This is a genomic window from Streptomyces sp. BPTC-684, from assembly GCF_030028635.1.
Taxonomy (GTDB): domain Bacteria; phylum Actinomycetota; class Actinomycetes; order Streptomycetales; family Streptomycetaceae; genus Streptomyces; species Streptomyces noboritoensis.
The window spans coordinates 5,751,033-5,775,144 of the sequence record NZ_CP124863.1 but is presented as its reverse complement, the minus strand read 5'-3'; the positions used below and the strand labels follow the sequence as shown (position 1 = coordinate 5,775,144).

Annotated in this window: 28 protein-coding genes and 1 riboswitch; of the genes, 17 read left to right on the top strand and 11 right to left on the bottom strand. The window is 72.1% G+C overall.

The features are described from left to right. Positions 1-13 precede the first annotated feature (13 nt). Positions 14-316 carry an urease subunit gamma gene (locus QIY60_RS25700; RefSeq protein ID WP_283144545.1) on the bottom strand — a complete coding sequence of 101 codons (303 nt, stop codon included), beginning with the start codon at positions 314-316 and terminating at the stop codon, positions 14-16. A gap of 210 nt (positions 317-526) precedes the next feature. Then, a complete protein-coding gene (locus QIY60_RS25695) occupies positions 527-808 on the bottom strand; it encodes a type II toxin-antitoxin system Phd/YefM family antitoxin (RefSeq protein ID WP_283144544.1) in 282 nt (93 codons plus the stop codon). Positions 809-903: 95 nt separating this feature from the next. On the opposite strand from QIY60_RS25695, the gene QIY60_RS25690 reads away from it, so the two are divergent. The 3 genes from QIY60_RS25690 to QIY60_RS25680 all read left to right on the top strand — a co-directional run bounded on the left by QIY60_RS25690 (position 904) and on the right by QIY60_RS25680 (position 2,826). Then, positions 904-1,536, top strand: a complete 633-nt coding sequence (locus QIY60_RS25690; RefSeq protein WP_283144543.1) for an ATP-dependent Clp protease proteolytic subunit — start codon at positions 904-906, stop codon at positions 1,534-1,536. Positions 1,537-1,540: 4 nt separating this feature from the next. Next, the gene (locus QIY60_RS25685) at positions 1,541-1,849 is read left to right on the top strand and encodes a hypothetical protein (protein ID WP_283144542.1); all 309 of its coding nucleotides are present in this window, start codon (positions 1,541-1,543) and stop codon (positions 1,847-1,849) included. A gap of 315 nt (positions 1,850-2,164) precedes the next feature. Next, positions 2,165-2,348: riboswitch (cyclic di-AMP (ydaO/yuaA leader) on the top strand. 4 nt (positions 2,349-2,352) lie between these two features. Beyond that, entirely contained in the window at positions 2,353-2,826 is a 474-nt protein-coding gene (locus tag QIY60_RS25680; protein WP_283144541.1) for a C40 family peptidase, read from the top strand. A gap of 85 nt (positions 2,827-2,911) precedes the next feature. Here QIY60_RS25680 and QIY60_RS25675 read toward each other — a convergent pair whose 3' ends face one another. Beyond that, entirely contained in the window at positions 2,912-3,343 is a 432-nt protein-coding gene (locus QIY60_RS25675; protein ID WP_283144540.1) for an ATP-binding protein, read from the bottom strand. Positions 3,344-3,584: 241 nt separating this feature from the next. On the opposite strand from QIY60_RS25675, the gene QIY60_RS25670 reads away from it, so the two are divergent. Further along, a complete protein-coding gene (locus tag QIY60_RS25670; protein ID WP_283144539.1) occupies positions 3,585-4,442 on the top strand; it encodes a helix-turn-helix transcriptional regulator in 858 nt (285 codons plus the stop codon). A gap of 10 nt (positions 4,443-4,452) precedes the next feature. Beyond that, the gene (locus QIY60_RS25665; protein ID WP_283146069.1) at positions 4,453-4,698 is read left to right on the top strand and encodes a DUF397 domain-containing protein; all 246 of its coding nucleotides are present in this window, start codon (positions 4,453-4,455) and stop codon (positions 4,696-4,698) included. Between the two features lie 28 nt (positions 4,699-4,726). On the opposite strand, the gene QIY60_RS25660 is transcribed toward QIY60_RS25665, so the two are convergent. Then, the gene (locus QIY60_RS25660; protein WP_283144538.1) at positions 4,727-5,869 is read right to left on the bottom strand and encodes an 8-amino-7-oxononanoate synthase; all 1,143 of its coding nucleotides are present in this window, start codon (positions 5,867-5,869) and stop codon (positions 4,727-4,729) included. Positions 5,870-6,013: 144 nt separating this feature from the next. Between QIY60_RS25660 and bioB the strand changes: the two genes are divergently transcribed. The 9 genes from bioB (at position 6,014) to QIY60_RS25615 (ending at position 16,680) form a co-directional block, all read left to right on the top strand. Beyond that, on the top strand, positions 6,014-7,207 hold the full coding sequence (bioB, locus tag QIY60_RS25655; protein ID WP_283144537.1) for a biotin synthase BioB: 1,194 nt from the start codon (positions 6,014-6,016) through the stop codon (positions 7,205-7,207). Then, positions 7,200-8,513: an adenosylmethionine--8-amino-7-oxononanoate transaminase gene (locus tag QIY60_RS25650; protein ID WP_283144536.1), complete on the top strand. Its 1,314-nt coding sequence runs from the start codon at positions 7,200-7,202 to the stop codon at positions 8,511-8,513. The genes bioB and QIY60_RS25650 overlap by 8 nt, the downstream gene beginning before the upstream one ends. 1 nt (position 8,514) lies before the next feature. Next, on the top strand, positions 8,515-9,207 hold the full coding sequence (bioD, locus tag QIY60_RS25645) for a dethiobiotin synthase (RefSeq protein ID WP_283144535.1): 693 nt from the start codon (positions 8,515-8,517) through the stop codon (positions 9,205-9,207). Continuing rightward, entirely contained in the window at positions 9,207-9,560 is a 354-nt protein-coding gene (locus tag QIY60_RS25640; RefSeq protein ID WP_283144534.1) for a VOC family protein, read from the top strand. The genes bioD and QIY60_RS25640 overlap by 1 nt, the downstream gene beginning before the upstream one ends. 116 nt (positions 9,561-9,676) lie before the next feature. Beyond that, positions 9,677-10,348 (top strand): class I SAM-dependent methyltransferase, encoded by a 672-nt coding sequence (locus QIY60_RS25635; RefSeq protein ID WP_283144533.1) that lies wholly within the window; start codon positions 9,677-9,679, stop codon positions 10,346-10,348. Between the two features lie 64 nt (positions 10,349-10,412). Then, positions 10,413-11,279, top strand: coding sequence for an ABC transporter ATP-binding protein (locus QIY60_RS25630; RefSeq protein ID WP_283144532.1), 867 nt, complete (start codon positions 10,413-10,415; stop codon positions 11,277-11,279). A gap of 6 nt (positions 11,280-11,285) precedes the next feature. After that, positions 11,286-13,850, top strand: coding sequence for an ABC transporter permease (locus QIY60_RS25625; RefSeq protein ID WP_283144531.1), 2,565 nt, complete (start codon positions 11,286-11,288; stop codon positions 13,848-13,850). 251 nt (positions 13,851-14,101) lie between these two features. Further along, positions 14,102-15,664 (top strand): hemolysin family protein, encoded by a 1,563-nt coding sequence (locus QIY60_RS25620; RefSeq protein WP_283144530.1) that lies wholly within the window; start codon positions 14,102-14,104, stop codon positions 15,662-15,664. Further along, positions 15,661-16,680: a hemolysin family protein gene (locus QIY60_RS25615; protein ID WP_283144529.1), complete on the top strand. Its 1,020-nt coding sequence runs from the start codon at positions 15,661-15,663 to the stop codon at positions 16,678-16,680. The genes QIY60_RS25620 and QIY60_RS25615 overlap by 4 nt, the downstream gene beginning before the upstream one ends. A gap of 32 nt (positions 16,681-16,712) precedes the next feature. Here QIY60_RS25615 and QIY60_RS25610 read toward each other — a convergent pair whose 3' ends face one another. Further along, positions 16,713-17,000, bottom strand: coding sequence for a holin (locus QIY60_RS25610; RefSeq protein ID WP_283144528.1), 288 nt, complete (start codon positions 16,998-17,000; stop codon positions 16,713-16,715). Between the two features lie 229 nt (positions 17,001-17,229). After that, on the bottom strand, positions 17,230-17,862 hold the full coding sequence (locus QIY60_RS25605; RefSeq protein ID WP_283144527.1) for a hypothetical protein: 633 nt from the start codon (positions 17,860-17,862) through the stop codon (positions 17,230-17,232). 65 nt (positions 17,863-17,927) lie between these two features. Here QIY60_RS25605 and QIY60_RS25600 point away from each other — a divergent pair, with 65 nt between their 5' ends. Genes QIY60_RS25600 through mug form a run of 3 tightly spaced genes read left to right on the top strand, consistent with a single transcriptional unit; the run spans position 17,928 to position 20,846 of the window. Then, positions 17,928-18,755: an SGNH/GDSL hydrolase family protein gene (locus QIY60_RS25600; protein ID WP_283144526.1), complete on the top strand. Its 828-nt coding sequence runs from the start codon at positions 17,928-17,930 to the stop codon at positions 18,753-18,755. Positions 18,756-18,814: 59 nt separating this feature from the next. Further along, the gene (purB, locus tag QIY60_RS25595; protein ID WP_283144525.1) at positions 18,815-20,257 is read left to right on the top strand and encodes an adenylosuccinate lyase; all 1,443 of its coding nucleotides are present in this window, start codon (positions 18,815-18,817) and stop codon (positions 20,255-20,257) included. Positions 20,258-20,288: 31 nt separating this feature from the next. Then, positions 20,289-20,846, top strand: a complete 558-nt coding sequence (gene mug, locus QIY60_RS25590; protein WP_283144524.1) for a G/U mismatch-specific DNA glycosylase — start codon at positions 20,289-20,291, stop codon at positions 20,844-20,846. Positions 20,847-20,890: 44 nt separating this feature from the next. Here the strand turns inward: mug and QIY60_RS25585 are convergent, their stop codons facing one another. From QIY60_RS25585 to QIY60_RS25565, 5 genes are all read right to left on the bottom strand, one after another. Continuing rightward, the gene (locus QIY60_RS25585; protein WP_283144523.1) at positions 20,891-21,475 is read right to left on the bottom strand and encodes a hypothetical protein; all 585 of its coding nucleotides are present in this window, start codon (positions 21,473-21,475) and stop codon (positions 20,891-20,893) included. A gap of 156 nt (positions 21,476-21,631) precedes the next feature. Next, positions 21,632-22,033 carry a hypothetical protein gene (locus tag QIY60_RS25580; RefSeq protein ID WP_283144522.1) on the bottom strand — a complete coding sequence of 134 codons (402 nt, stop codon included), beginning with the start codon at positions 22,031-22,033 and terminating at the stop codon, positions 21,632-21,634. 72 nt (positions 22,034-22,105) lie between these two features. Further along, the gene (locus QIY60_RS25575; RefSeq protein ID WP_283144521.1) at positions 22,106-22,276 is read right to left on the bottom strand and encodes a hypothetical protein; all 171 of its coding nucleotides are present in this window, start codon (positions 22,274-22,276) and stop codon (positions 22,106-22,108) included. A gap of 37 nt (positions 22,277-22,313) precedes the next feature. Further along, positions 22,314-23,060 (bottom strand): ABC transporter permease, encoded by a 747-nt coding sequence (locus QIY60_RS25570; RefSeq protein ID WP_283144520.1) that lies wholly within the window; start codon positions 23,058-23,060, stop codon positions 22,314-22,316. 3 nt (positions 23,061-23,063) lie between these two features. Continuing rightward, positions 23,064-24,086, bottom strand: a complete 1,023-nt coding sequence (locus QIY60_RS25565) for an ATP-binding cassette domain-containing protein (RefSeq protein WP_283144519.1) — start codon at positions 24,084-24,086, stop codon at positions 23,064-23,066. Between the last annotated feature and the right edge of the window lie 26 nt (positions 24,087-24,112).

Genomic DNA, 24,112 nt, shown 5'->3' with positions numbered 1-24,112 from the left:
GGCGCTCCCCCCGTCAGACGATGGGCTCGTGGACGGTGACGAGCTTGGTGCCGTCCGGGAAGGTCGCCTCGACCTGCACGTCGTGGATCATCTCCGGGATGCCCGGCATGACGTCGTCGCGGGAGAGCACCTTGCGTCCGGACGCCATGAGTTCGGCCACCGTCCGGCCGTCGCGGGCGCCTTCGAGGATGTGCGAGGTGATGAGCGCGACGGCTTCGGGGTGATTGAGCCTCACCCCGCGGGCGCGGCGCTTGTCCGCGACGTCCGCGGCCACATGGATGAGCAGTCTCTCCTGCTCGTGCGGCGTCAGTTGCACGCTTCCCACCTCACAGTCGTGCCCGGAACGGGAGAATCCCGCCTCGACGCTGCGGGACCCTATCCAAGTTCAACACTCTGTTGACCTGGGGTTCCCTGCTCCGCAGCCAGGCATTGCACGTTACGGCGGAAGTTTTTCCGGCTCGTTAACTGACGCTTTGCATATCCATGGCCAATGCATCCATCACCGGCCACGGCGATCCGGAATCCGTCAGTCACCCACCGGCGGCCGCCGGTGCTCGGCGGCGATGCCGAACCGGCGCCGTTCGCCGGGAGCGGACGGGACCTGGCGCACCGACGACACGGAGCTGATCACCTGCTCCTCGGCCGGCTCCGCCGCGCCTTCGAGTCGTTCCAGGTCAGCGGCGGACACCAGGGCGACGAGCGGCTTGCCGTGCCGGGTCACGACGACGCGCTCCCCGCCGTACACCACGCGGTTGATCAGCTCGGCGAGCTCGGCTCGGGCTTGCGTCACCGGAATTTCATAGGCCATGCTCCCATCATAACGGCCTGTACGTCCTGTACATTTTTCACAGAAGCACCGCAGAAGCATCGGCACGAAGCACCGGCACGAGAAGGAGGTACGTCATGCACGGCCCGTCCGCCCGCTACGTCCTGCCCGAGTTCTCCGAGCGCACCGCGACCGGGATCCGCACCCTCGATCCGTACTCCAAGCTCCTGGAGGAGCGGATCGTCTTCCTCGGCACCCCCGTCGACGACACCGCGGCCAACGACGTGATGGCGCAGTTCATGCACCTGGAGCACGCCGACCCGGACCGCGACATCTCGCTGTACATCAACTCCCCCGGCGGCTCGCTCACCGCGATGACGGCGATCTACGACACCATGCGGTTCGTCACCTGCGACGTGGAGACGGTGTGCATGGGCCAGGCCGCCTCGGCCGCGGCCGTACTGCTGGCCGCGGGCGCCCCGGGCAAGCGGCTCGCGCTGCCCGGCTCCCGGATCCTGATCCATCAGCCCGCGGTCGCCGAGCCGATCCAGGGCCAGCCGTCCGACCTGGAGATCTACGCCGGTGAACTCCAGCGCGGACGCGAGCTGTTGACCGGGCTGCTGGCCCGGCACACCGGGAAGTCCATCGAGCGGATCGGCGCCGACATCGAGCGGGACACCATCCTCGACGCCACCGCCGCCGCCGAGTACGGGCTCGTCGACCACGTCGTCACCAGCCGCAAGACCTCGGCCCCGGCGCAAGGGAGGTAGCGCCGTGCTGCCCGAACTGCCGCCGCTGCCCGCGCTGACGCGCGCCGAGGGCGAGTTCATCGACGCGTACCTCGACGCCCTCGACAAGCTGGGCCGGATCAACCCGGCCCGGCACCGCGACACCTACGGCGCGCTGCGGGCCGCGCAGGCGCTCGTGGGGCGGGCCGTGGCGCTGCGGGACGCGCTGGCGACCATGCACCGGCGCGGCGAGAGCGAGCTGCACTCCGAGACGCTGGCGCGGGCCCTGCGGACCCTCGACGGGGAGCGCCGGGCGGGCCGGCTGACGGTGCCGCCGCCGTCAGCCGCGAGTTGACGCTCCGGCGTCCGCACACCCCCGCGCCGGTACGAGTCCGCGTCCCCCGTTCGCACCATCCGATGGTCCGAACGACGTACCGCAGGTGTTGCTCCGAATGCGCAGACACCGAACGGAATGAATCGTTCCATCGCCGGTGCGACGCAGGTCGGACACGCCGTCAGGGGCGTTGAAACATGGATGTCCACCCGAACGGGTCAGTCGTGAGGAGCCTCACAAAACGCCGTTTCGGCTCGGAAATCCGACACCTCGTGGGTCAAGATCCCTTCCGACGACAAGCCCCCGCCACCGCGGCGGGGCGGTCCGGGCGGACGCCGAGTCCTGCCGCCGTACCCGGATGACTGGTCGACTGAGTGGATCGGCAGGAGTGGAGGACCCAAGCAGTGCGGGCCCACCGGGAGACCGGGAGGCCCTTGGGGTGAAGCCGCGTGAGCGGCCGGGCATCTTCGCCAGTCCGAACCCGACAGGTCATCCTTCGCAGGCGGTTTGACGAAGGGTTGCGCATGACTGCGCAGAATCATGTCCCGTCCCTGCTGACCCGTGTCGGCGCGGTCTCCGCCCTCACCCTCGCCGCCGTCGGCGGCACCATGCTGGCGCCGGGCGCCGGCAGTGAGGCGAGCGCCGCGACACTCGCGACGAAGGCGCTCAATGTCGCCGCGTCCAAGAAGGGATCGCCTTACAAGTACGGGGCCACCGGCCCGTACCGGTTCGACTGCTCGGGGCTCACCCTCTACTCGTTCAAGCAGGCGGGCAAGAAGCTGCCCCGCACCACCCAGCAGCAGTACAACAGCACCCGGCACATCTCGTCGTCCGCGCGCCAACGCGGGGACCTGGTGTTCTTCCACTCCGGCTCGAACGTCTACCACGTGGGGATCTACGCCGGGGACGGCAAGATCTGGCACTCCCCCAAGACCGGGTCCGTGGTCCGGCTGGAGAAGATCTGGTCGAAGAGCGTCTGGTACGGACGCGTGCGCTGACGCACGCGGCACAAGCGGTGCAAGGGGCCGGTGAGCGCGGGCGCCCGCGCTCACCGGCCCGCGACCCGGGGCCGTCCGCCCCGGCTCAGCTCTGGACGGGCGCCGTCCACGGCAGCGCGATCCAGACGGTCTTGCCGCCCTCCGGCGTCGGGGTGACCGACAGCCGCCCCCCGCACTCGGCGGCGAGCCAGCGGATGATCACCATGCCGCGCCCGTTGTCCTGCTGGACGGCGGCGGGAAGACGTTTCGGCCAGCGGGGATGGCTGTCGGTGACACCGATGTGGAGCTGCTCCTCGCGCTCCAGACGCAGGTCCACGGTGAAGGTGGGCGACTGGCCGAACGTATGCTGCACGGCGTTGGTCGCGAGCTCGGAGACGATCAGGCGGATCGTATCGGCGGTGTCGGCGTCCGTCGGAAGACCCCATTCGGTGAGTACGCCGACGACGTGTCTGCGGGCGGCGGAGACCGAGGCGGGATCGCTCGGCAGAGTGACGGTTGATTCTTGGTGGTCTGCCATGGCGACGCTGTCCCTTTCCCACCCGGGCCGGTCTGCTGGACGCGTAGCGAGCGGACAAACGCGAGGACGGCCCGGACTTGTGCTTCGCGCCAGAGTGCCACTCATCGTGCCGCCGGATGCGCCGATCCACCAAGATGTGCATATATCTGTCGCTCAAAGCGGTGAACTCTGCGACGAAGGACCGTATTTGGGCGCCACACTTGCCCATCGCCCGAATCCCGGCCGGGTGGAAGGAGACGACATGTGGCACGGGCCCGCGGTACGCCGCCGCAAACTCGGCGAGGAACTGCGCCGGCTGCGCTGCGCGGCCGACCTCACGAGCGGCGAGGTCGCCGGGCACCTGGGCTGGCACCAGTCCAAGGTGAGCCGGATCGAGACCGGCCGCAGCGGGGTGAAGCCCGCCGACGTGGCCCGGCTCCTTGAGGTGTACGGGGTGGACGACCCCGCGCTGCGGGCGCTGCTCGCGGCGCTGGCGGGGGCGGCGGACGAGCGCGGCGGCCAGTGGTGGCAGGCCTACCGGGGGCTGCTGCCGCCGCAGTACCGGGACTTCATCAGCCTGGAGTCACAGGCGTCGGCGGCGCGCACCCTGGAGACGTCCGTGGTGCCGGGGCTGCTCCAGACGCCCGAGTACGCCCGCGCGGTGACCCGGGCGGCGCTGGGCGGCCTTGACGCGGCGCGGGTGGACTCGCTGGTGGAGGTGCGCCTGGCGCGCCAGGAGGTGCTGCGGGCCGATCCGCCGCTGGAGCTGAGCGCGGTGGTCGACGAGGCGGCGCTGCACCGCGAGGTGGGCGGGGCGGCCTCGATGCGGCGGCAGTTGCGCCATCTCCTGGAGGCGGCTCAGCTGCCGCAGGTCCGGTTGCGGGTGCTGCCTTTCAGCTGCGGTGGCCATATCGGTCTCACCGGGCCTTTCATTATCTTCTCCTTTCCGCAAATTTCCGATCTGGACGTTGTTGTTATCGACCACTTGACGAGTAGCCTCTATCTCGAACGGAGAGAAGACCTTGAGGCGTACAGCGCCGCGTTCCACATGGCCGAGGCGCAGGCCCTCTCGTTCAAGGAATCATTGAATCTCATCGCCGGGATGGCTGACGGCGTGTAAGGGAGGCATGATGCCCGCACCCCCCGCGCATGTACCTTCCAGCACTTCTCTGAACGGTGCGCAGTGGCGGCGCAGCAGCCGTAGTACAGGAATGAACAATTGCGTCGAGGCCGCATTCCTCGACGCCGGACTGCTCGCCGTCCGCGATTCCAAGCGGACCGCCGGACCCGCGCTGCTCTTCGGAGCACGGGCCTGGCACAGCTTCCTTTCCGGTCTGCCGGTCGAGCCCGACGAGGCGCCCGACAGCAGGAGTTGACAATGCCAACGGGGGACCAGGGCAAGCCCTAGGCGGTGGGCGCGGTCCGCAGGATCGTGTCCGCCGCCCACTGGACCTGAGCATCCGTCAGGTCCGCCCGGGCGGTCAGCCGCAGCCGGGAGATGCCGTCCGGTACCGACGGCGGCCGGAAGCACCCCACCGCGAGACCCGCGCCCCGGCAGTCGGCCGCCCAGGCCACCGCCAGCTCCGGCGAGGGCGCCCGCACCGAGACCACGGCCGCGTCCGGGCGCGCCGCCTGAAGGCCCGCCGCCGTCAGCCGTTCGTGCAGCTCGGCCGCCACGGCCCGGGCCCGGCCCGCCCGCTCCGGCTCGGCCTCGATCAGCCGCAGCGCCGCGAGCGCGCCGCCCACCGCCGCGGGCGCGAGGCCGGTGTCGAAGATGAACGTACGGGCGGCGTTGACCAGGTGCCGGATGACCCGGGCGGGGCCCAGGACCGCGCCGCCCTGGCTGCCCAGCGACTTCGACAGGGTGAGGGTGGCCACCACGTCGTCCGCGCCCGCGAGCCCGGCGGCGTACAGCCCGCCCCGGCCGCCCTCGCCCAGGACGCCGAGGCCGTGGGCGTCGTCCACCACGAGCGCCGCGCCGAACTCCCGGCAGGCGGCGGCGAGGCCGGGCAGCGGGGCCGCGTCGCCGTCCACCGAGAAGACCGAGTCGCTCACCGCGAGCGCGGGCCCGCCGTGCGCGTCCAGCGCCTTGCGCACGGCCTCGGGGTCGGCGTGCGGGACCACCTCGGTGTCCGCGCGCGACAGCCGGCACCCGTCGACGATCGAGGCGTGGTTGCCCGCGTCGGAGACGATCAGCGTGTCCCGCTCGCCGAGGGCGGTCAGCGCCGCGAGGTTGGCCGCGTACCCGGAGGAGAAGACGAGCGCCGCCTCGAACCCGCAGAACCGGGCCAGCGCCTCCTCCAGCTCGGTGTGGAGCGCGGTGGTGCCGGTGACCAGGCGCGATCCGGTGGATCCGGCGCCCCAGCGCAGCGCCGCGTCGGCGGCGCCCCGGGTGACCGCCGGATGCCGGGTGAGTCCCAGGTAGTCGTTGCTCGCCAGGTCCAGGAGGTCCTGGTCGGCGGCGCGCGGCCGCAGCACCCGTACGAGACCGGCGCGCTCGCGCCGCTCGGTCGCTCCGTCGATCCAGTCGAATGGCGCTCGGGGCATGGTGAAGATCCCTTTTGTAGGCAGCGGACAGACCCTATTCCTGGACGGGCGAGGTCAGGGTGTGGCAATACACACACCTTCCAGGCGCCCAGTTGTACGATCCCTCCTTGGCTGGAAGCGGGGTCTTCGGCGAGGATCTGCGCCATGGACCTGCTGAACACGCTGGTGGACAAGGGGCTGCGGCGCGAGCTGCCGAGCCGCGAAGAGGCGCTCGCCGTACTGGCGACCTCCGACGAGGAACTGCTCGATGTGGTGGCCGCGGCCGGCAAGGTGCGCCGTCAGTGGTTCGGGCGCCGGGTGAAGCTGAACTACCTGGTGAACCTGAAGTCCGGGCTGTGCCCCGAGGACTGCTCGTACTGCTCGCAGCGGCTCGGCTCGAAGGCCGAGATCCTCAAGTACACCTGGCTGAAGCCCGACGAGGCGTCCAAGGCGGCCGCCGCCGGTGTCGCGGGCGGCGCCAAGCGCGTCTGCCTGGTGGCCAGCGGCCGCGGCCCGACCGACCGCGACGTGGACCGCGTCTCGCAGACCATCGAGGCGATCAAGGAGCAGAACGAGGGCGTCGAGGTGTGCGCCTGCCTCGGTCTGCTCTCGGACGGCCAGGCCGAGCGGCTGCGCGCGGCGGGCGCCGACGCGTACAACCACAACCTCAACACGTCCGAGGGGACGTACGGGGACATCACGACCACCCACACCTACGCCGACCGCGTCGACACCGTGCAGAAGGCGCACTCCGCCGGGCTCTCCGCCTGCTCCGGGCTGATCGCGGGCATGGGCGAGAGCGACGAGGACCTGGTCGACGTCGTCTACGCGCTGCGCGAGCTCGACCCGGACTCGGTGCCGGTCAACTTCCTCATCCCGTTCGAGGGCACCCCGCTCGCCAAGGAGTGGAACCTCACCCCGCAGCGCTGTCTGCGCATCCTGGCGATGGTCCGGTTCGTCTGCCCGGACGTCGAGGTGCGGCTCGCGGGCGGCCGCGAGGTGCATCTGCGCTCGATGCAGCCGCTCGCCCTCAACCTGGTCAACTCGATCTTCCTCGGCGACTACCTCACCAGTGAGGGCCAGGAGGGCAAGGCCGACCTGGAGATGATCGCGGACGCCGGCTTCGAGGTGGAGGGCGCGGGCACGACCACGCTGCCCGCGCACCGCGCCGACGCGGTGGCCGCCGCGGGCTGCGGCTCGCACGCGCAGAGCGGCTGCGGCTCGCACGAGGGCGGCGCCTGCGGCCCGTGCGGCTCCGAGAGCGTGCCGGCCGCCGCGGCCGAGGTCCCCGAGGCGCGTACGGACCTGGTGGCGGTGCGCCGCCGCGGCGCGGGCACGGATCTGGCCCCCAATGCCTGATCGGACACCCGGTTACGACGTCGCCGAGCTGCGCGCCCTGGACCGGCAGCACGTCTGGCACCCGTACGGCCCCATGCCGGGCCGTCAGGAGCCGCTGGTCGTGGAGTCCGCGTCCGGGGTGCGGCTGCGCCTCGCCGAGGAGGCCCACGGGCAGCGCGAGCTGGTCGACGGCATGGCGTCCTGGTGGTCGGCGCTGCACGGCTACGGCCACCCGGTCCTGGACGAGGCCGCGCGCGACCAGCTGGGGCGGATGAGCCATGTGATGTTCGGCGGGCTCACCCACGAGCCCGCCGTCCGGCTCGCCGTGAAGCTCGTGGAGATCACCCCCGAGCCGCTCCAGCACGTCTTCCTCAGCGACTCCGGCTCGGTGTCGGTCGAGGTCGCCATCAAGATGTGCCTGCAGTACTGGAAGTCGGTCGGGCAGCCGCGCAAGCAGCGGCTGCTGACCTGGCGCGGCGGCTACCACGGCGACACCTGGCAGCCGATGTCGGTGTGCGACCCGGACGGCGGCATGCACTCGCTGTGGTCGGGCCGGCTGCCCGAGCAGGTCTTCGCGGACGCGCCCCCCACGGGGTACGACGCGGAGCCGGACGAGGCGTACGTACGCCATCTGCGGGAGACGATCGCCCGGCACGCGGACGAGGTGGCCGCGGTCATCGTCGAGCCGGTGGTGCAGAACGCGGGCGGGATGCGGTTCCACTCCCCCGGCTATCTGCGGGTGCTGCGCGAGGCGTGCGACGAGCACGGCGTGCTGCTCGTGTTCGACGAGATCGCCACCGGCTTCGGCCGCACCGGCACGCTCTTCGCCTCCGAGCACGCCGCCGTGTCGCCCGACGTGCTGTGCGTGGGCAAGGCGATGACCGGCGGCTACCTCTCGATGGCGGCGACGCTGTGCACCACCCGGGTGGCCGAGGGCATCTCCTCGGGCGAGGTCCCGGTCCTGGCGCACGGCCCGACGTACATGGGCAATCCGCTGGCCGCCTCCGTCGCCTGCGCCTCGATCGACCTGCTGCTCTCCCAGGACTGGCAGGGCGAGATCAAGCGCCTGGAGACGGGGATGCGGGAGGGCCTGGGCGAGTTCGCCGGGGCCCCCGGGGTCAAGGACGTCCGCGTCCTCGGCGGCATCGGCGTCGTCCAGCTCGACCATGATGTGGACATGGCGGCGGCGACCCGGGCGGCGGTCCGCGAGGGCGTGTGGCTGCGCCCGTTCCGCGACCTCGTCTACACGATGCCGCCGTACGTGACGAACGACGAGGACCTGGCGCGCATCTGCCGTGCCGTGGGCGCTGCGGCTCGGGAGGGCTGAGATGACGGTGCTGGTAGTGAGCGGTACGGGGACGGAGATCGGCAAGACGGTCGTCACGGCGGCCGTCGCCGCGCTGGCGCGCGCCGCCGGACGCACCGTCGCCGTCCTCAAGCCGGCCCAGACCGGCCTCGCCCCCGGCGAGCACGGCGACGTGGCGGAGGTGCGGCGCCTGGCGGGCGACGACATCACCGGCGCCGAGCTCGCCCGCTTCCCCGAGCCGCTGGCCCCCGGCACGGCCGCCCGGCGGGCCGGGATGGCGGCCGTGCGCCCCGAGGAGGTCGCCGAGGCGGCCGAGAAGCTGGCCGCCGAGCACGACCTGGTCCTCGTGGAGGGCGCGGGCGGGCTCCTGGTCCGCCTCGACGACGAGGGCGGCACGCTCGCGGACGTGGCCCGGCTGCTCGGCGCGCCCGTCCTGGTCGTCGCCCCGGCCGGGCTCGGCACGCTGAACATGGCGGCGCTGACCGGCGAGGCGCTGCGGGCCCGGGGCCTTGAGTGCGCGGGCGTGGTCGTGGGCAGCTGGCCCGCCGAGCCGGACCTGGCGTCCCGCTGCAACCTGGCGGACCTGCCGGAGTCCGCGGGCTCGCCGCTGGTCGGCCTGGTGCCGGAGGGGGCCGGGCGGCTCTCGGGCGCCGACTTCCGTGCGGCGGCGCCGGGTTGGCTCGGCCCTGAGCTCGGCGGCGACTGGAGCCTGTGATGGCGGTCTTACGGGCACGGATGCGCCAGATCGTCGTCGACTGCGCCGCGCCGGACCGCCTGGCGCGGTTCTGGGCGGCGCTGCTCGGCGGCGCCCCGGTGGTCCGCGACGCGGGCTGGGCGTACCTCGACGCACCCGGCACACCGCGGCTCGCCTTCCAGCGGGTGCCGGAGGCGAAGGCGGGCAAGAACCGGCTCCACCTCGACCTCGCGGTGGAGGACGTCGCCCGCGCCCGGGCCGCCGCCGTGCGCCTCGGCGCGCGGTCGGTGGGCGCGATCGTGACGGACGCCCAGGGCGCCTTCCAGGTGATGCGCGACCCGGAGGGGAACGAGTTCTGCTTCGTGAGCGGCTGACGGCCGTCCCATGACGTGAGGGGACGGGGCCGCGTACGGGTGACGTGGAGGCGGGGCGGGGACAATCACTGTGTCCGCCCCGCCCGTTCTCCCGCCCGTCGTTGGAGGGTTCCCCCATGGAGAAGCGCGCCAAGATCGCCCCGGACGCCGTGCACCACCCCCTGTTCGCCCGCTTCTACGGCCGGTACAGCGAGGCGGCCGACCTGAGGGCGGGCGTCGCCGCGCACCGCCGCGAGCTGCTGGCCGGGCTCTCCGGCCGGGTCATCGAGATCGGCGCGGGCAACGGCCTGAACTTCCCGCACTATCCGGGCGGCGTGTCCGAAGTGGTCGCCATCGAGCCCGAGCGCGGGCTGCGCGCGCTGGCCGCCCGGGCGGCGCTGCGCGCGGAGGTGCCGGTCGACGTGGTGCCGGGGGCGGCCGAGGCGCTGCCGGTCAAGAGCGAGGCGTTCGACGCGGCCGTGGTCTCGCTGGTGCTGTGTTCCGTACGCGATGTGGACCGCTCGCTGGGCGAGATCCGCCGGGTCCTGCGCCCCGGCGGCGAGCTGCGGTTCTACGAGCACGTACGGGCCGAGGGCCGGGTCCTCGCGGCCGTCCAGCGCGTGGCGGACCGGACCCTGTGGCCGCTGCTCCTCGGCGGGTGCCACACCTCGCGCGACCCGCTCGCGGCGATCGAGGCGGCGGGCTTCGAACTGGTCGCGTTCCGCCGGCTGCGGGTGCCCGAGAAGGGTCCGCGGCACCCGGCGTCGCCCCATGTGCTCGGCACGGCACGGCGCCCGGATCCCGCCTGATCCCCTCCCGGGATCTCCTGCTTCCGCCGGATGGCCCGGGGCCGGTCCGCGCCTCTACTCTCGTATGCCGTACGGGAGTCGGTCCAGCCATGACGCCACGACCCGGGAGGCGGCCTTGTCCACAGCTGCAGCGGCAACGGAACGGGGCGCCGCGCGGGCCCGGGCGCTGACCAAGGCGTACGGCACGGGCGAGACGGCGGTCCTGGCGCTCGACTCGGTCGACGTGGACATCGCGCGCGGCCGGTTCACCGCGGTCATGGGCCCGTCGGGCTCGGGCAAGTCCACCCTGATGCACTGCCTGGCCGGGCTCGACTCGGTCTCGGCGGGCCAGGTGTGGCTCGGCGACACCGAGATCACCGGGCTCAAGGAGCGCGAGCTGACACGGCTGCGGCGGGACCGGATCGGCTTTATGTTCCAGGCGTTCAACCTGCTGCCGACGCTCACCGCCGCCGAGAACATCACGCTGCCGATGGACATCGCCGGGCGCAAACCCGACCGGGACTGGCTGGAACAGGTCATCGACACGCTCGGGCTGCGCGACCGGCTGAAGCACCGGCCCGCCCAGCTCTCCGGCGGCCAGCAGCAGCGGGTGGCGTGCGCGCGGGCGCTGGCGTCCCGCCCGGAGCTGATCTTCGCGGACGAGCCGACCGGCAACCTCGACTCGCGGGCCGGGGCCGAGGTGCTCACGTTCCTGCGGGAGGCGGTGGACCGGCTGGGGCAGACGGTGGTCATGGTCACCCACGACCCGGTCGCGGCGGGCCGGTCCGACCTGGTGCTGTTCCTGGCCGACGGACGGATCGTCGACGAGATGCCCCGCCCGACGGCGGAGGCGGTCCTGGACCGGCTGCGGCTCTTCTCCGGCGGGCCGGGTACGGACGCGGCCGCCGCGGAAGACGGCACCCCCGGCTTCGACCCGCTGCGCAAGGGCTGAGCGGCCGTGCTGAAGGCGACCCTGCGCAGCTTCCTCGCCCACAAGGGACGGCTGCTGCTGTCCGCGCTCGCGGTGATCCTCTCGGTGGCGTTCGTCGCCGGTTCGCTGATCTTCTCGGACACCGTGGCCCGTACCTTCGACCGGCTCTTCGCCTCGACGTCCGCCGACGTGACGGTCGGCCCGCCCAAGGGGCTCGACGAGCGCGTGTCGTCCGGCGTGACCCGGACGGTCCCGGCCTCGCTCGCGGCGCGGATCGCGGGCGTCGACGGCGTGGCCGCCACGCACGTCGACACGGCCGTCGAGAACATCACCGTCGTCGACCGCGCCAACGACTCGGTCGGGCCGACCACCGGCGCCCCGACCATCGCCACCAACTGGTACGTCACCGAACGCAGTCCGGTGAAGCTGACCAGCGGCCACGAGCCGCACGGCCCCGGCGAGGCGCTGCTCGACAAGGACACCGCCGACAAGAAGCACGTCCGCATCGGGGACCCACTGACCGTCCTGGCCCAGCCCGGCTCCTTCAAGGTCGAGGTCGTCGGCATCGCCACCTTCACCACCACCAACCCCGGTGCGGCGCTGGTGTTCCTGGACACCCCGACCGCGCAGACCCGGCTCCTGGGCACGGCGGACGCGGCCACCGCCATCTCGGTGGACGCGGCCGCCGGGGTGTCGGACGAGGTGCTCAAGCAGCGCGTCACGGCGGCCGTCGGCGGCTCGTACGAGATCAAGACGGCTGCCCAGCAGGCCAAGTCGGCCGCCGACGAACTGGGCGGATTCCTCGACGTCATCAAATATGTGATGTTGGGATTTGCCGGGGTGGCGACACTCGTCGGCATTTTCCTGATCGTCAACACCTTCTCGATGCTGATCGCCCAGCGCACCCGGGAGCTGGGCCTGTTGCGGGCGCTCGGAGCGGACCGGCGGCAGGTGCGCCGGTCGGTGCTGCTCGAAGCGCTGCTGCTCGGCCTGGTCGGCTCCACGCTGGGCCTCGGCGCGGGGATCGGGCTGGCCGCCGGGCTGATGGCGCTGATGGGCGTGTTCGGGATGAAGCTCAGCACCGCCGAGATGGTGATCGGCTGGGGGACGCCGGTGGCGGCGTACGCGGTGGGCGTCGGTGTGACGTTCGTGGCCGCGTATCTGCCCGCGCGCCGGGCCGCCCGGGTCTCCCCGATGGCGGCGCTCGCGGACGCCGAAGTCTCCGGCATCGGGCGGCCGTTGAAGGTGCGGGCCGCGGTGGGCACGGTGCTGACGGTCGCGGGAGCGGCGGCGCTCACGGGATGCGCCACGTCCACGAAGACCGCGACCTCGTCCTCGCTGCTCGGACTCGGCGTGGTGCTCACGCTGATCGCGACCGTGGTGGCCGGACCGCTGCTGGTCCGGCCGGTGATCCGGGTCCTCGGCGCCGCCTTCCCGCGCCTTTACGGTCCGGTGGGCCGGATGAGCCAGCGCAACGCGCTGCGCAACCCGCGCCGCACGGGCGCGACCGCGTCCGCCCTGATGGTGGGCATCGCCCTGGTGGCCGGGCTCTCGGTGGCCAGCGCCTCCATGACCAAGTCGTTCGACCAGGAGATCGACAAGACGCTGGGCGCCGACTTCGTCGTACAGAACGGCAACTTCCAGCCGTTCCCGCAGGAGATCACCGACAAGGTGCGCGCGGTGAAGGGCACGGAGACCGTCGTCCGCCAGCGGTTCGCGCCCCTGCGGCTGACGCTGCCCGACGGGAAGAGGCCCGAGACGACCGCGTCCGGCTACGACCCCCAGCTCGACGACGTCGCCCACATCACCTACGCGGCGGGCGGTTCGGCCGAGGCACTCGCCCCCGGCAGTCTGGCGATGGACCGCGACTACGCGCGCGACCACCGCGTCCGCCTCGGCGACACCCTCCCCGTCACCTTCTCCACCGGCGGCGAGGCACGGCTGCGGGTGGCCGCCCTGACCGACATGGACACCTCGGGCGGCTTCGGCGTGGAGGGCGGGGTGTTCATGGGCCTGGCCACCGTGGAGCGCTATCTTCCGGGCGGCCAAGACGCGGCGGTGTACGTCAACGCGAGCGGTGGCACCAGTGCGGACGAGCTGCGGGCCGCGCTGGAGAAGGCCCTGGACCCGTATCCGCAGGTGCAGGTGAGGAACCAGGCGGACTACAAGAAACTGATCCGCGACCAGATCGCCGTGATGCTCTACCTGGTGTACGCGCTGCTCGGCCTGGCGATCGTCATCGCGGTGCTCGGTGTGGTCAACACACTGGCCCTGTCGGTGGTGGAGCGCACCCGCGAGATCGGGCTGCTGCGCGCGATCGGGCTCTCTCGGGTCCAGCTGCGGCGCATGATCCGGCTGGAGTCGGTGGTGATCGCGGTGTTCGGGGCGCTCCTGGGTCTGGTGCTCGGCATGGTGTGGGGCGTGGGCATCCAGCAGGTGCTGGCGCTCCAGGGCCTCAAGGCGTTCGCCGTGCCCTGGTCCACGGTGATCGCGGTCGCGGTGGGCGCGGCGGCCGTGGGCCTGGTGGCGGCGCTGCTCCCGGCGCTGCGCGCGTCGCGGATGAACGTGCTTGCGGCGATCGCGCACGAGTAGGGGACGCGTGCGCCGTTGGTAGAGGGGCGCGTGCGCCGTCTCGGATGAGTGCGTTGACCTGGGTTTTTCCCGGCCCCCGACGCCTCCCCGAACCGCCATTTTGCCAATGCTTTACCATGGGTGCACCTACCCACGACTGAAAGGTGTGAGCGTCCGCCCATGGGCGAGCCTCCCAGTACCCGTCCCCGTACCGGTACGCGACATCGCGCGATCCTCCTGGCCCTGCCCGATCATGGGACGGAGGTGAACCGATGACCGAAGTGCTTCTGCTCGTGGTGGCCGTGCTGCTGTCGCTGGCCTGCGGGGCCTTCGTGGCGGCCGAATTCTCCCTCACCACCGTGGAGCGCGGCGACCTGGAACGGGCCGTCGAGAACGGCGAGCGCGGCGCGAGCAGCGCCCTCAGGGCCGTCCGCAGCCTCACCTTCCAGCTCTCCGGAGCGCAGCTCGGCATCACCGTCACCAATCTGGTGATCGGCATGCTCGCCGAGCCCTCGATCGCCAAGCTGATCAGCGGCCCGCTCGGCTCCCTCGGCCTGTCCGACGGCGCCTCCCACTCGGCGGCGCTGGTCCTCGGCACCGCCCTGTCGACCGTCTTCCTGATGGTCGTCGGCGAGCTCGTCCCCAAGAACTGGGCCATCTCCTCGCCGCTGGCGGTCGCGAAGGTCGTCGCCACGCCGCAGCGCGCCTTCAGCGCGGCCTTCCGCCCCTTCATCAGCCACCTCAACAACACCGCCAACCACATGGTGCGCCGCCTGGGCCTGGAGCCCGCCGAGGAGCTGGCCTCCGCCCGCACCCCCCAGGAGCTGGTCGCGCTGGCCCGCCACTCCGCCAAGGAGGGCGCCCTCGAAGCGGACACCGCCGAGCTCTTCGTCCGTACGCTCAACCTGGCGGAGCTCGACGCCGAGAACGTGATGACGCCCCGCGTGCAGGTCACCGCGCTGGAGGTGCACGCCACCGCTGAGGACGTCGCGAACGCCACGCGCGCGACGGGCCTGTCCCGCTTCCCCGTCTACCGGGGCAGCCTCGACACCGTCGTCGGCATCGCCCACATCAAGGACGTCCTCGCCATCCCCGCCGAGCAGCGGCCCCGCCACCCGGTCACCGAGCTGCTGCGCGAGCCTCTGCTCGTACCGGAGACGCTGACCGTGGACCGGCTCCTGGACCAGCTGTACGGGCGGCGGACGATGGCCGTGGTCATCGACGAGTACGGCGGTACGGCCGGGGTCGTCACCCTGGAGGACATCGTCGAGGAGGTCGTCGGCGAGGTGCGGGACGAGCACGACCCGCACGAGACGTCCGACCTGGCCCGGGCCGGCGAGGACGCCGACGGGCGCGCGCTCTACTCGGCCGACGGCGCCGCCCGCACCGACCAGCTGGAGGCCATCGGGCTGCGCGTCCCGGAGGGCCCGTACGAGACGCTGGCGGGCCTGATGGCCACCGGGCTCGGCCGGATCCCGGCCCTCGGCGACAGCGTGGAGCTGGGCGGCTGGCGGCTCGACGTCGTCGACGCGTCCGGCCGCCGCGCCGCCCGCGTCCTGCTGCACGCACCGCTGCCCGGCGACGGGGACGCGGAGGGCGAGGGCCAGGAGGACGGCTCCCGGCGCCGCAGGGAGCACCGGGGCGCGGGGCGTCGCGGGCACGACGGACACGGCGGGCGCCGGGGTGCGCGGCGTGGCAGGAGCGCGCGGCGCGAGGGCCAGGACGGTCTTGAGGAGCCCACGGGTTCCGACGGTCCCACGGGTTCCGATGGGTCCGCCGGTTTCGACGGTTCCAACGGGTCCAACGGGTCCGATGACGAGGAGACCGGCCGATGACCGTCATCCAGTTGCTGATCGGTCTGGCGACGCTGGTCGTCAACGCCTTCTTCGTCGGCGCCGAGTTCGCGCTGATCTCGGTGCGCCGCAGCCAGGTCGAACCGCTCGCCGAGCAGGGCAACCGCCGTGCGCGCAGCGTGATCTGGGGCCTGGAGCACGTCTCCGCGCTGATGGCGGCGGCACAGCTGGGCATCACGCTGTGCACCCTGGTGCTCGGTGTGGTCGCCGAGCCCGCCATCGAGCACCTCCTGGAGCCGGTGTTCCACCTGGTCGGGGTGCCCGACGGCGCGGCGCGCCCGATCTCCTTCTTCATCGCGCTGGCGCTCGCCACCTACTTCCACATGCTGCTCGGCGAAATGGTGCCCAAGAACATCGCGCTGGCCGAGCCGGCCAGGACCGCGCTGCTGCTCGGCCCGCCGCTGGTGACGCTCGCCCGGGCGCTGCGCCCGGTGATCTTCGCGATCAACGCCTTCGCCAACGCCCTGCTCAAGCTGTTGCGGGTGGAGACCAAGGACGAGGTCGCGGCGACGTTCTCCGACGACGAGCTGGCCCGGATGGTCCGGGACGCGGGGGACGCCGGGCTGCTCGACGACCGGGCCGCCGAGCGGCTGCACGACGCCCTGGAGCTGGGGCGGCGCCCCGTCCGGGACGTGGTGGTCCCGCTGGAGAAGGTCGTGCACACCCCGGTCGGCACGACCCCGGAGGAGCTGGAGCGGCTCGCCGCCCTGTCGGGCTTCTCCCGCTTCCCGGTGGTGGACACGGGCAACCGCATCCTCGGCTATCTGCACGTCAAGGACGCGCTCGACGCGATGCCGCGCGACGTGCCGTTCCCGGTGACGGCGCTGTGGCCGATCGCCCGGGTCCGCACCTCGACGCCGCTCGACGACGTACTGACCGCCATGCGCCGCAGCCGTACGCACCTCGCGGCGGTGCTCGGCGAGGACGGACGGCTGTCGGGCCTGGTCACGATGGAGGACGTCCTGCGCGAGCTGGTCGGCAGACCGGACACCGCGTAGGACGGACGCACCCGGGGGCGGCGGGGCGCCGCCTATACAACGGGCTTGGCGGCGCTTTCGGTTCCCGGAGTGGTCGCCGGCTTGGCGGGGGCGTCGGGTCCCGTGGTCTCGGTGAGGCCCGGGCCCGGCCGCCCCAGGCCCGACGAGCCGAGGGCCATCAGCACGGAGAGCAGCGTCGCCAGGCCCGCAGTGGCGAGCGCCGCCTTCCAGTCCACGTCGAACAGATTGGTCGCCCCGGCCGTCAGGACCGCCGCGAGCGACTGGGCGAAGGTACGGATGGCCCGCTCGGCGGTGGCCTTCCAGAAGGCTTTGGTGAACATGGAACGCTCGCTCTCTCGTGCGTGATCGATATGCGGCCAAGTGGTCTGGATACAGGGGGAGTTGAGGTGCGGGGAGTTGGAGTGTTCCTGGCATACCGCGGAACACCCCGCGCCGACAGGGCCCGCGCGGCGGGGATCGGGTGAGTTCGGTCCAGGTCGGTCGAGGTCGGTTGAGTTCGCCCAGGGCATGTCATGGGCGGCCGTCGTCGCGGGCGGCTTCGGGGACCGGCTACGGGCGGCTGGGGCAGAGCGCCGTCGCGGCCAGCCACGCGTCGAGCACCTCGCGCTCGCCCGTGACCGTGAACTCCTCGTCGCCGGGCGCCCGGCGCCCGTACACGAGCAGCAGCAGTTCGCCCGCCGCACCCTCGACGGTGACGGTGGCATCGCCCACGGGGACGGCGGACCCGCGCGCGCCGCCAGCGGCGTTCTCCCACCGGAAGCCGCTCCCGCCGCCGAGGACGACCGTCCAGGCGGCGCCCGTGTCGGTGGCGCGCAGCCGCAGGGACGCGCCGTCACGGCCCAGCGCGGCGCCGGACTCCGCGAGCCGCCCGAGGAACGGCAGGTTCTCCAGGAACTCCTCGACGCCGTCGGCCGCCGTACACGCCTCGTCGAGCCCGAAGCCGTCCCCGACCTTGAGGAGGTCGTCGCGCCAGGGCCCGGCCGGTTCGCGCAGCGCGGCCGCCCGGAACAGCGCGGCGAGCCGCCGCCGGTCCGCGGGGGCGAGCCGGTCCAGGACGTACGCGCTGCCCTCCAGCCACTTCACGGCGGTGTCGGGGTCGAGCACGTCGTCCTCGCAGGTGTCCACCGCGGTGACCAGCCCCGCCAGCGCCTCCGACAGCGCCTGTTCCAGCGCCTCGCTCATCCGCTTCCCCCTCGCCGTCTCCACCCGGACCGCGTGACACTACCGCGCGGTACGATCGCTCCGCCATGGAGATGAATGCCAGCTACACAAGCTTTGTCGCAATCGGCGATTCCTTTACCGAGGGCATGTCCGACCTCCTGCCCGACGGCTCCTACCGCGGCTGGGCGGATCTGCTCGCGGCCCGGCTCGCCGCCCGGACGCCCGGCTTCCGTTACGCCAATCTCGCCGTACGCGGAAAGCTCATCGGCCAGATCGTCGACGAGCAGGTCGAGCCCGCCGCCGCGATGCGCGCGGACGTGGTGACCCTGGTGGGCGGCCTCAACGACACCCTGCGGCCCAAGTGCGACATGGGCAGGGTGCGCGGGCTCCTCACCGAGGCCGTCGAGAAGCTGGCGCCGTCCTGCGGCCAACTCGTCCTGATGCGCAGCCCCGGCCGCAACGGCCCGGTGATGGAACGCTTCCGCCCCCGTATGGAAGAGCTCTTCTCCCACATCGAGGACCTCGCCGCCAAGCACGACGCGCTCGTCGTCGACCTGTACGGCGCGGCCGTGCTCGGCGATCCGCGCCTGTGGGACGTGGACCGGCTCCATCTGACCGGCGAGGGGCACCGCCGGGTGGCCGAGGCGGTCTGGCAGAAGCTCGGGCTCCCGGCCGAGGACGACTGGCTCGCCCCGCTGCCGCACGGGCCGCGGCCGCGCTGGGCGACGCGCCGCGTGGCCGACGCGCGGTTCGCCCGGCAGCACCTCGCCCCGTGGATCGCCCGCCGCCTCACCGGCAGGTCCTCGGGCGACGGCCGCCCGGCGAAGCGCCCGGAGCTCCTGCCGTACGACACGACCCCGCCGGCCGACGGGGCACCGGGCACGGCGTCCGGCGACGTGACCGCGCTCTCGTAGCAAGCCACGAGCCGGACCGGGGCGCTGGCCTGCAGAAAACGCCAGTAGAATCTGGACACGTGACTGCTGTGTCTGCGAAGCCTCGCATCCCCAATGTCCTGGCCGGCCGCTACGCCTCCACGGAGCTGGCCGTCCTCTGGTCCCCCGAGCAGAAGGTGAAGCTGGAGCGTCAGCTCTGGCTCGCCGTGCTGCGCGCGCAGAAGGACCTCGGGATCGAGGTGCCGGACGCCGCGCTCGCCGACTACGAGCGCGTGCTCGACCAGGTCGACCTCGCGTCGATCGCCGAGCGCGAGAAGGTCACGCGCCACGACGTGAAGGCCCGGATCGAGGAGTTCAACGCCCTCGCCGGACACGAGCAGGTCCACAAGGGCATGACCTCCCGCGACCTGACCGAGAACGTCGAGCAGCTCCAGATCCGGCTCTCCCTTGAGCTGATGCGCGACCGGACCGTGGCGGTCCTGGCCCGGCTCGGCAAGCTCTCCGGCGAGTACGCGGAGCTGGTCATGGCGGGCCGCTCGCACAACGTCGCCGCGCAGGCCACCACCCTGGGCAAGCGCTTCGCCACCGCCGCCGACGAGCTGCTCGTCGCCTACGGCCGCCTGGAGGAGCTGCTCGCGCGCTACCCGCTGCGCGGCATCAAGGGCCCGGTCGGCACCGCCCAGGACATGCTCGACCTGCTCGGCGGCGACGCCTCGAAGCTCGCCGAGCTCGAACAGCGCATCGCCGGGCACCTCGGCTTCGCCCACGCCTTCACCTCCGTCGGTCAGGTCTACCCGCGCTCGCTCGACTACGACGTCGTCACCGCCCTGGTGCAGCTCGCCGCCGCACCCTCCTCGGTCGCCAAGACGATCCGGCTGATGGCCGGACACGAGCTGGTCACCGAGGGCTTCAAGCCCGGCCAGGTCGGCTCGTCCGCGATGCCGCACAAGATGAACACCCGTTCCTGCGAGCGCGTCAACGGCCTGATGGTCATCCTGCGCGGCTACGCCTCGATGACCGGCGAGCTCGCCGGCGACCAGTGGAACGAGGGCGACGTCTCCTGCTCTGTCGTCCGCCGGGTCGCGCTGCCCGACGCGTTCTTCGCCTTCGACGGCCTGCTCGAGACCTTCCTCACCGTGCTCGACGAGTTCGGCGCCTTCCCCGCCGTCGTGGCCCGCGAGCTGGACCGCTACCTGCCCTTCCTCGCCACCACCAAGGTGCTGATGGCGGCGGTACGCGCCGGAGTCGGCCGCGAGGCCGCGCACGAGGTCATCAAGGAGCACGCCGTCGCGTCCGCGCTGGCCATGCGCGAGCAGGGCGCCGAGCGCAACGAGCTCCTCGACAAGCTGGCCGCCGACGACCGCATGCCGCTCGACCGCGCCCAGCTCGACGCCCTGATGGCCGACAAGCTGTCCTTCACCGGCGCCGCGGGCGACCAGGTCGCCGCTCTGGTCTCCCGTATCGAGGAGATCGCCAAGCAGCACCCGGCCGCCGCCGGATACACCCCCGGCTCGATCCTCTGACCGGGCCCACCCCTTCCCACGGGTCCTCCCGATGACTCCCGAGGAACTCCAGGCCGCCCGCGACAACGTCATCCCCGACGTGTCCGCGGGCGGTCTGTCCGTGCTCTTCTGCGGCATCAACCCGAGCCTGATGTCCGGCGCCACCGGCCACCACTTCGCCCGCCCGGGCAACCGCTTCTGGCCGGTCCTGCACCTCTCGGGCTTCACCCCGCGCCAGTTGAAGCCCTGGGAGCAGAACGAGTTGCTCACCTACGGCCTCGGCATCACCAACGTCGTCGCCCGCGCCACCGCCCGAGCCGACGAGCTGAGCGCCGAGGAGTTCCGCGAGGGCGGCCGTCTCCTCACGGCCAAGGTCGAACAACTCCGCCCGCGCTACCTCGCCGTGGTCGGCGTCACCGCCTACCGCACCGCCTTCGACGACCGCAAGGCCCGGATAGGCCCCCAGACCCGCACCATCGGCGAGACCCGCCTCTGGGCCCTCCCCAACCCCAGCGGCCTCAACGCCCACTGGACGGCCCAGACGATGGCCGAGGAGTACGCCCGCCTCCGAGCAGCAGCGGAAGCAGACACGGACACCGCCACCGCCTGACTACCTGAACCGGCAGCCCGGAGTATCGGGGCCTCGTCCCCGGCCTAGAGCGTGCGCCCCCAGATCCTGGCCCAGCGCTCCTGGCCCGCCCGGAGCACCACGGGGTCGGGCTCGGCATCACACGAGTCCAGCGCGACCCCGCACACCCGGCAGAGCTCGTACACCTCCCGCCCGTTGAACCACCGCACCACCCCGTTGTCCCCCACACACGCCCGGCACGCCGTCGCTTCCCCGGGGATGAGCGTGGAGCCGAGGACACGCTCCACCACGACCGGCAGGGGTTCGATGGGATGGAACCCGGGGTCGGGACAGTGGACAAGGCTCCCTCCGCTCCCACATCCGACGTCCCGCCAACTCCCGTCCGCCCGAATCTCCCGCCGCCCGGACGCCTTCTCCCTCCGCCGCCGCGCTATGTACGCGGCCTCGTCCGCCAGCCACAGCGCCCGGGCCGTCTGCAACTCCTCGACCGCCCGCACCAGCGCACCCGGATCGGACTCCAGCCGTGCGGGCACTCCCGCACTGCGGCACAGATGGTGGTAGGTCGCCCGGAACCCGTACGGCGCGAACATCACCACACACGTCCGCAGGCTCGCGTGCCGCGCACGCGCCGACAGCCCCGTGTCATGCACCCGTTGGCGATGTGTCGCAAAACCGCTCATCCGGCGAGATTACGTACCCGCCCGATCGGGCCGCATCCGACTTACTCCGGCTTGGGCGGCACAGCCACCGAGTCGCCGCCCGACACCGCCGAGCCCCAAACCTCGCCGTGCCTACACCCCCTTCCTTCACCCCGCCGCTTCCGGCCCCCGCCTCCGCAGACGGATGTCCGTGTCCATGGCATAGCTCTGCGTCCACGTACGGCCCGCGTCCGACTTCCAGGTGACGTGCGCCGTCGAGATGGCCTCGTCCACCTTGACCCGGTCCACGGTCATCGACCGGTCGCCGTCCCGTACGTCCCCCCGCCGCAGTTCCTGCGCCTTGACCGACACCGGCTCGCTCGATGCCAGGTTCTCCGCCTCGTTCGCCGCCCGCACCAGCGCCGCCGCCAGCTCCCGGGCCTGTACGGGGGTGAACTCGGCGACCGACGCCTCACCACCGCCCGCGTAGCCGGTCATCTGCACCACGCCGTCCGCGACGACGGACACTTCCGTCGTACCGCCGCCCAGATCCGCCACTGCGTACGTCATCACGATCTCCTCACCCGCCGGCAAGAGACGGCGACGCCCCAGGACGTTACGCCACACCGGCCCACCGGCCCGTCACCCGGCGGCCCCGCCCTCACCTCCTACTTCCCAGAAGTCCTCGCTGGTGCTGAGCTCCACCAGGCGGTAGCCGGGGCCGCTGGTGGTCGCCCCCGACCTGCCGCGCTCCGCGGGGAAGTCGCGGACGCGCGGCAGATCGATGACTTCGAGATGCCGTGCGGTGGTCATGCGGTCAGTAAACCCGCCGCCACTGACAATTGGCCTCTCAGGCGTCCCGCCGCCGCAGCGCCCACCAGCCCGCCCCCACGGTCAGCCCGCTCCACGCCATGAGCACCGCCATGCCGCTCCAGTGCCCCAACGGCCCTTCCGGGTGGAGCAGCAGGATCTGCCGGCCCGCCCGGTCCGGCAGGAAGTCCGCGGCGCTACCGCCCTGCGACACGTCCCCGACCACGAAGGGCACGATCAGGAACATCGGTACGAGCACGCTCATGGCGCCGGTGACACTGCGCAGCAGAGCCGCGAGGCCCGCAGCCAGCAGGCTGAGCAGGGCGAGGTAGAGGGCGCAGCCGACCACCGCGCGAAGTGCCCCCGGATCACCGATGCCTATGCCGAACCCCTTGTCCATGAGCGCCTGGCCGGACAGGAACGAGGTCAGACTGGTGACGAGCCCGACGACGAAGACAAGACCGCCGATCACGGCCAGCTTCGCCCCGTAGAACAGCCCCCGGTTGGGCACGGCGCCGAGCGAGACGCGTATCCCTCCGTTCTTGTACTCCGCGGCCATCGCTATCGCCCCGAAGGTGAGCGCCGCCATCTGCCCGAAGTTCAGGCCGTAGTACGAGAACAGAATGGGGTCGAAGTCGGTGCTGTCGGGCTCCGGGCGTCCCAGCGTGGCGCAGACGAGGATGGTCAGACCGGCCGTCGCCAGGAACACCGATATCAGCGAGCCGACGAGGGACCGCAGCGAGCGGACCTTGATCCACTCGGCGTGAAGAACTGCGGGGAACGACACGGCTCATACCTCCTGGTCGTTGGTCGAACGGACAGAGCGGATGGAACGGTCAGAACGGTTTGAACGGTTCGAATCGCGGGATGAGTTGGGAGGGGTGGGACGGTTGGGGCCGGCGGACGAGACGGACGCGAACTCCGCCTCGTCTGCCGTGAGGTCGAGATAGGCCTGCTCCAGCGTCGCCTCCTCCGTCGCGAGTTCGAGGATCGGGATGCCTTCCGCCGCAGCGAGCGGACCCACGTCCTCGACCCGTGCGCCCTCGACGATCCAGCGGCCGTCCTCGCCCTCGACGGGCGCGAAGCCCCGGGACGTCAGGACGGTGCGAAGGCGGCCGCCTTCGGTGGTCCGAAGACGCACCCGCGGCTGAATGCGCGAGTCGATGAAGTCCTGCATGGGCGTGTCGGCCAGTAGCCGTCCTCGGCCGAGGACGACCAGATGGTCGGCGAACGATGCCGTCTCGTTCATCAGATGACTGGAGACCAGGACGGCTCGGCCCTCGCGGGCAAGCCCTCGCATCAACTCCCTTATCCAGATGATCCCTTCCGGGTCGAGGCCGTTGGACGGCTCGTCAAGGATCAGCACAGAGGGGTCGCCGAGCAGGGCCGCGGCGATCCCGAGCCGCTGGCGCATACCGAGGGAGAAGGTCTTGATGCGTCGGCCCGCGACACGGGCGATACCCGCCTCTTCCAGCACCTCGTCCACGCGTCGGGCCGGTATTCGGTTGCTGGCGGCCAGGGCCCGCAGATGGTTCCGTGCGGTGCGCGAGCCGTGCGCGGCCTGGGCGTCGAGCAGCGCGCCGACGTGGCGCAGCGGCTCGTCGTATTCCGCGTACGGGCGGCCGCCGAGCGTGGCGGTGCCCGACGTCGGCCGGTCCAGGCCCAGGACGAGCCGCATGGTGGTGGACTTGCCGGCGCCGTTGGGGCCGAGGAAGCCGGTGACCTGGCCGGGCCGCACGCTGAATGTCAGGCGGTCCACGGCGCGGGTGGTTCCGTACTCCTTGGTGAGCTCTTGGACGTCGATGCTGGTCATGTCTCAACATTCGCCGTCGCGGCAGG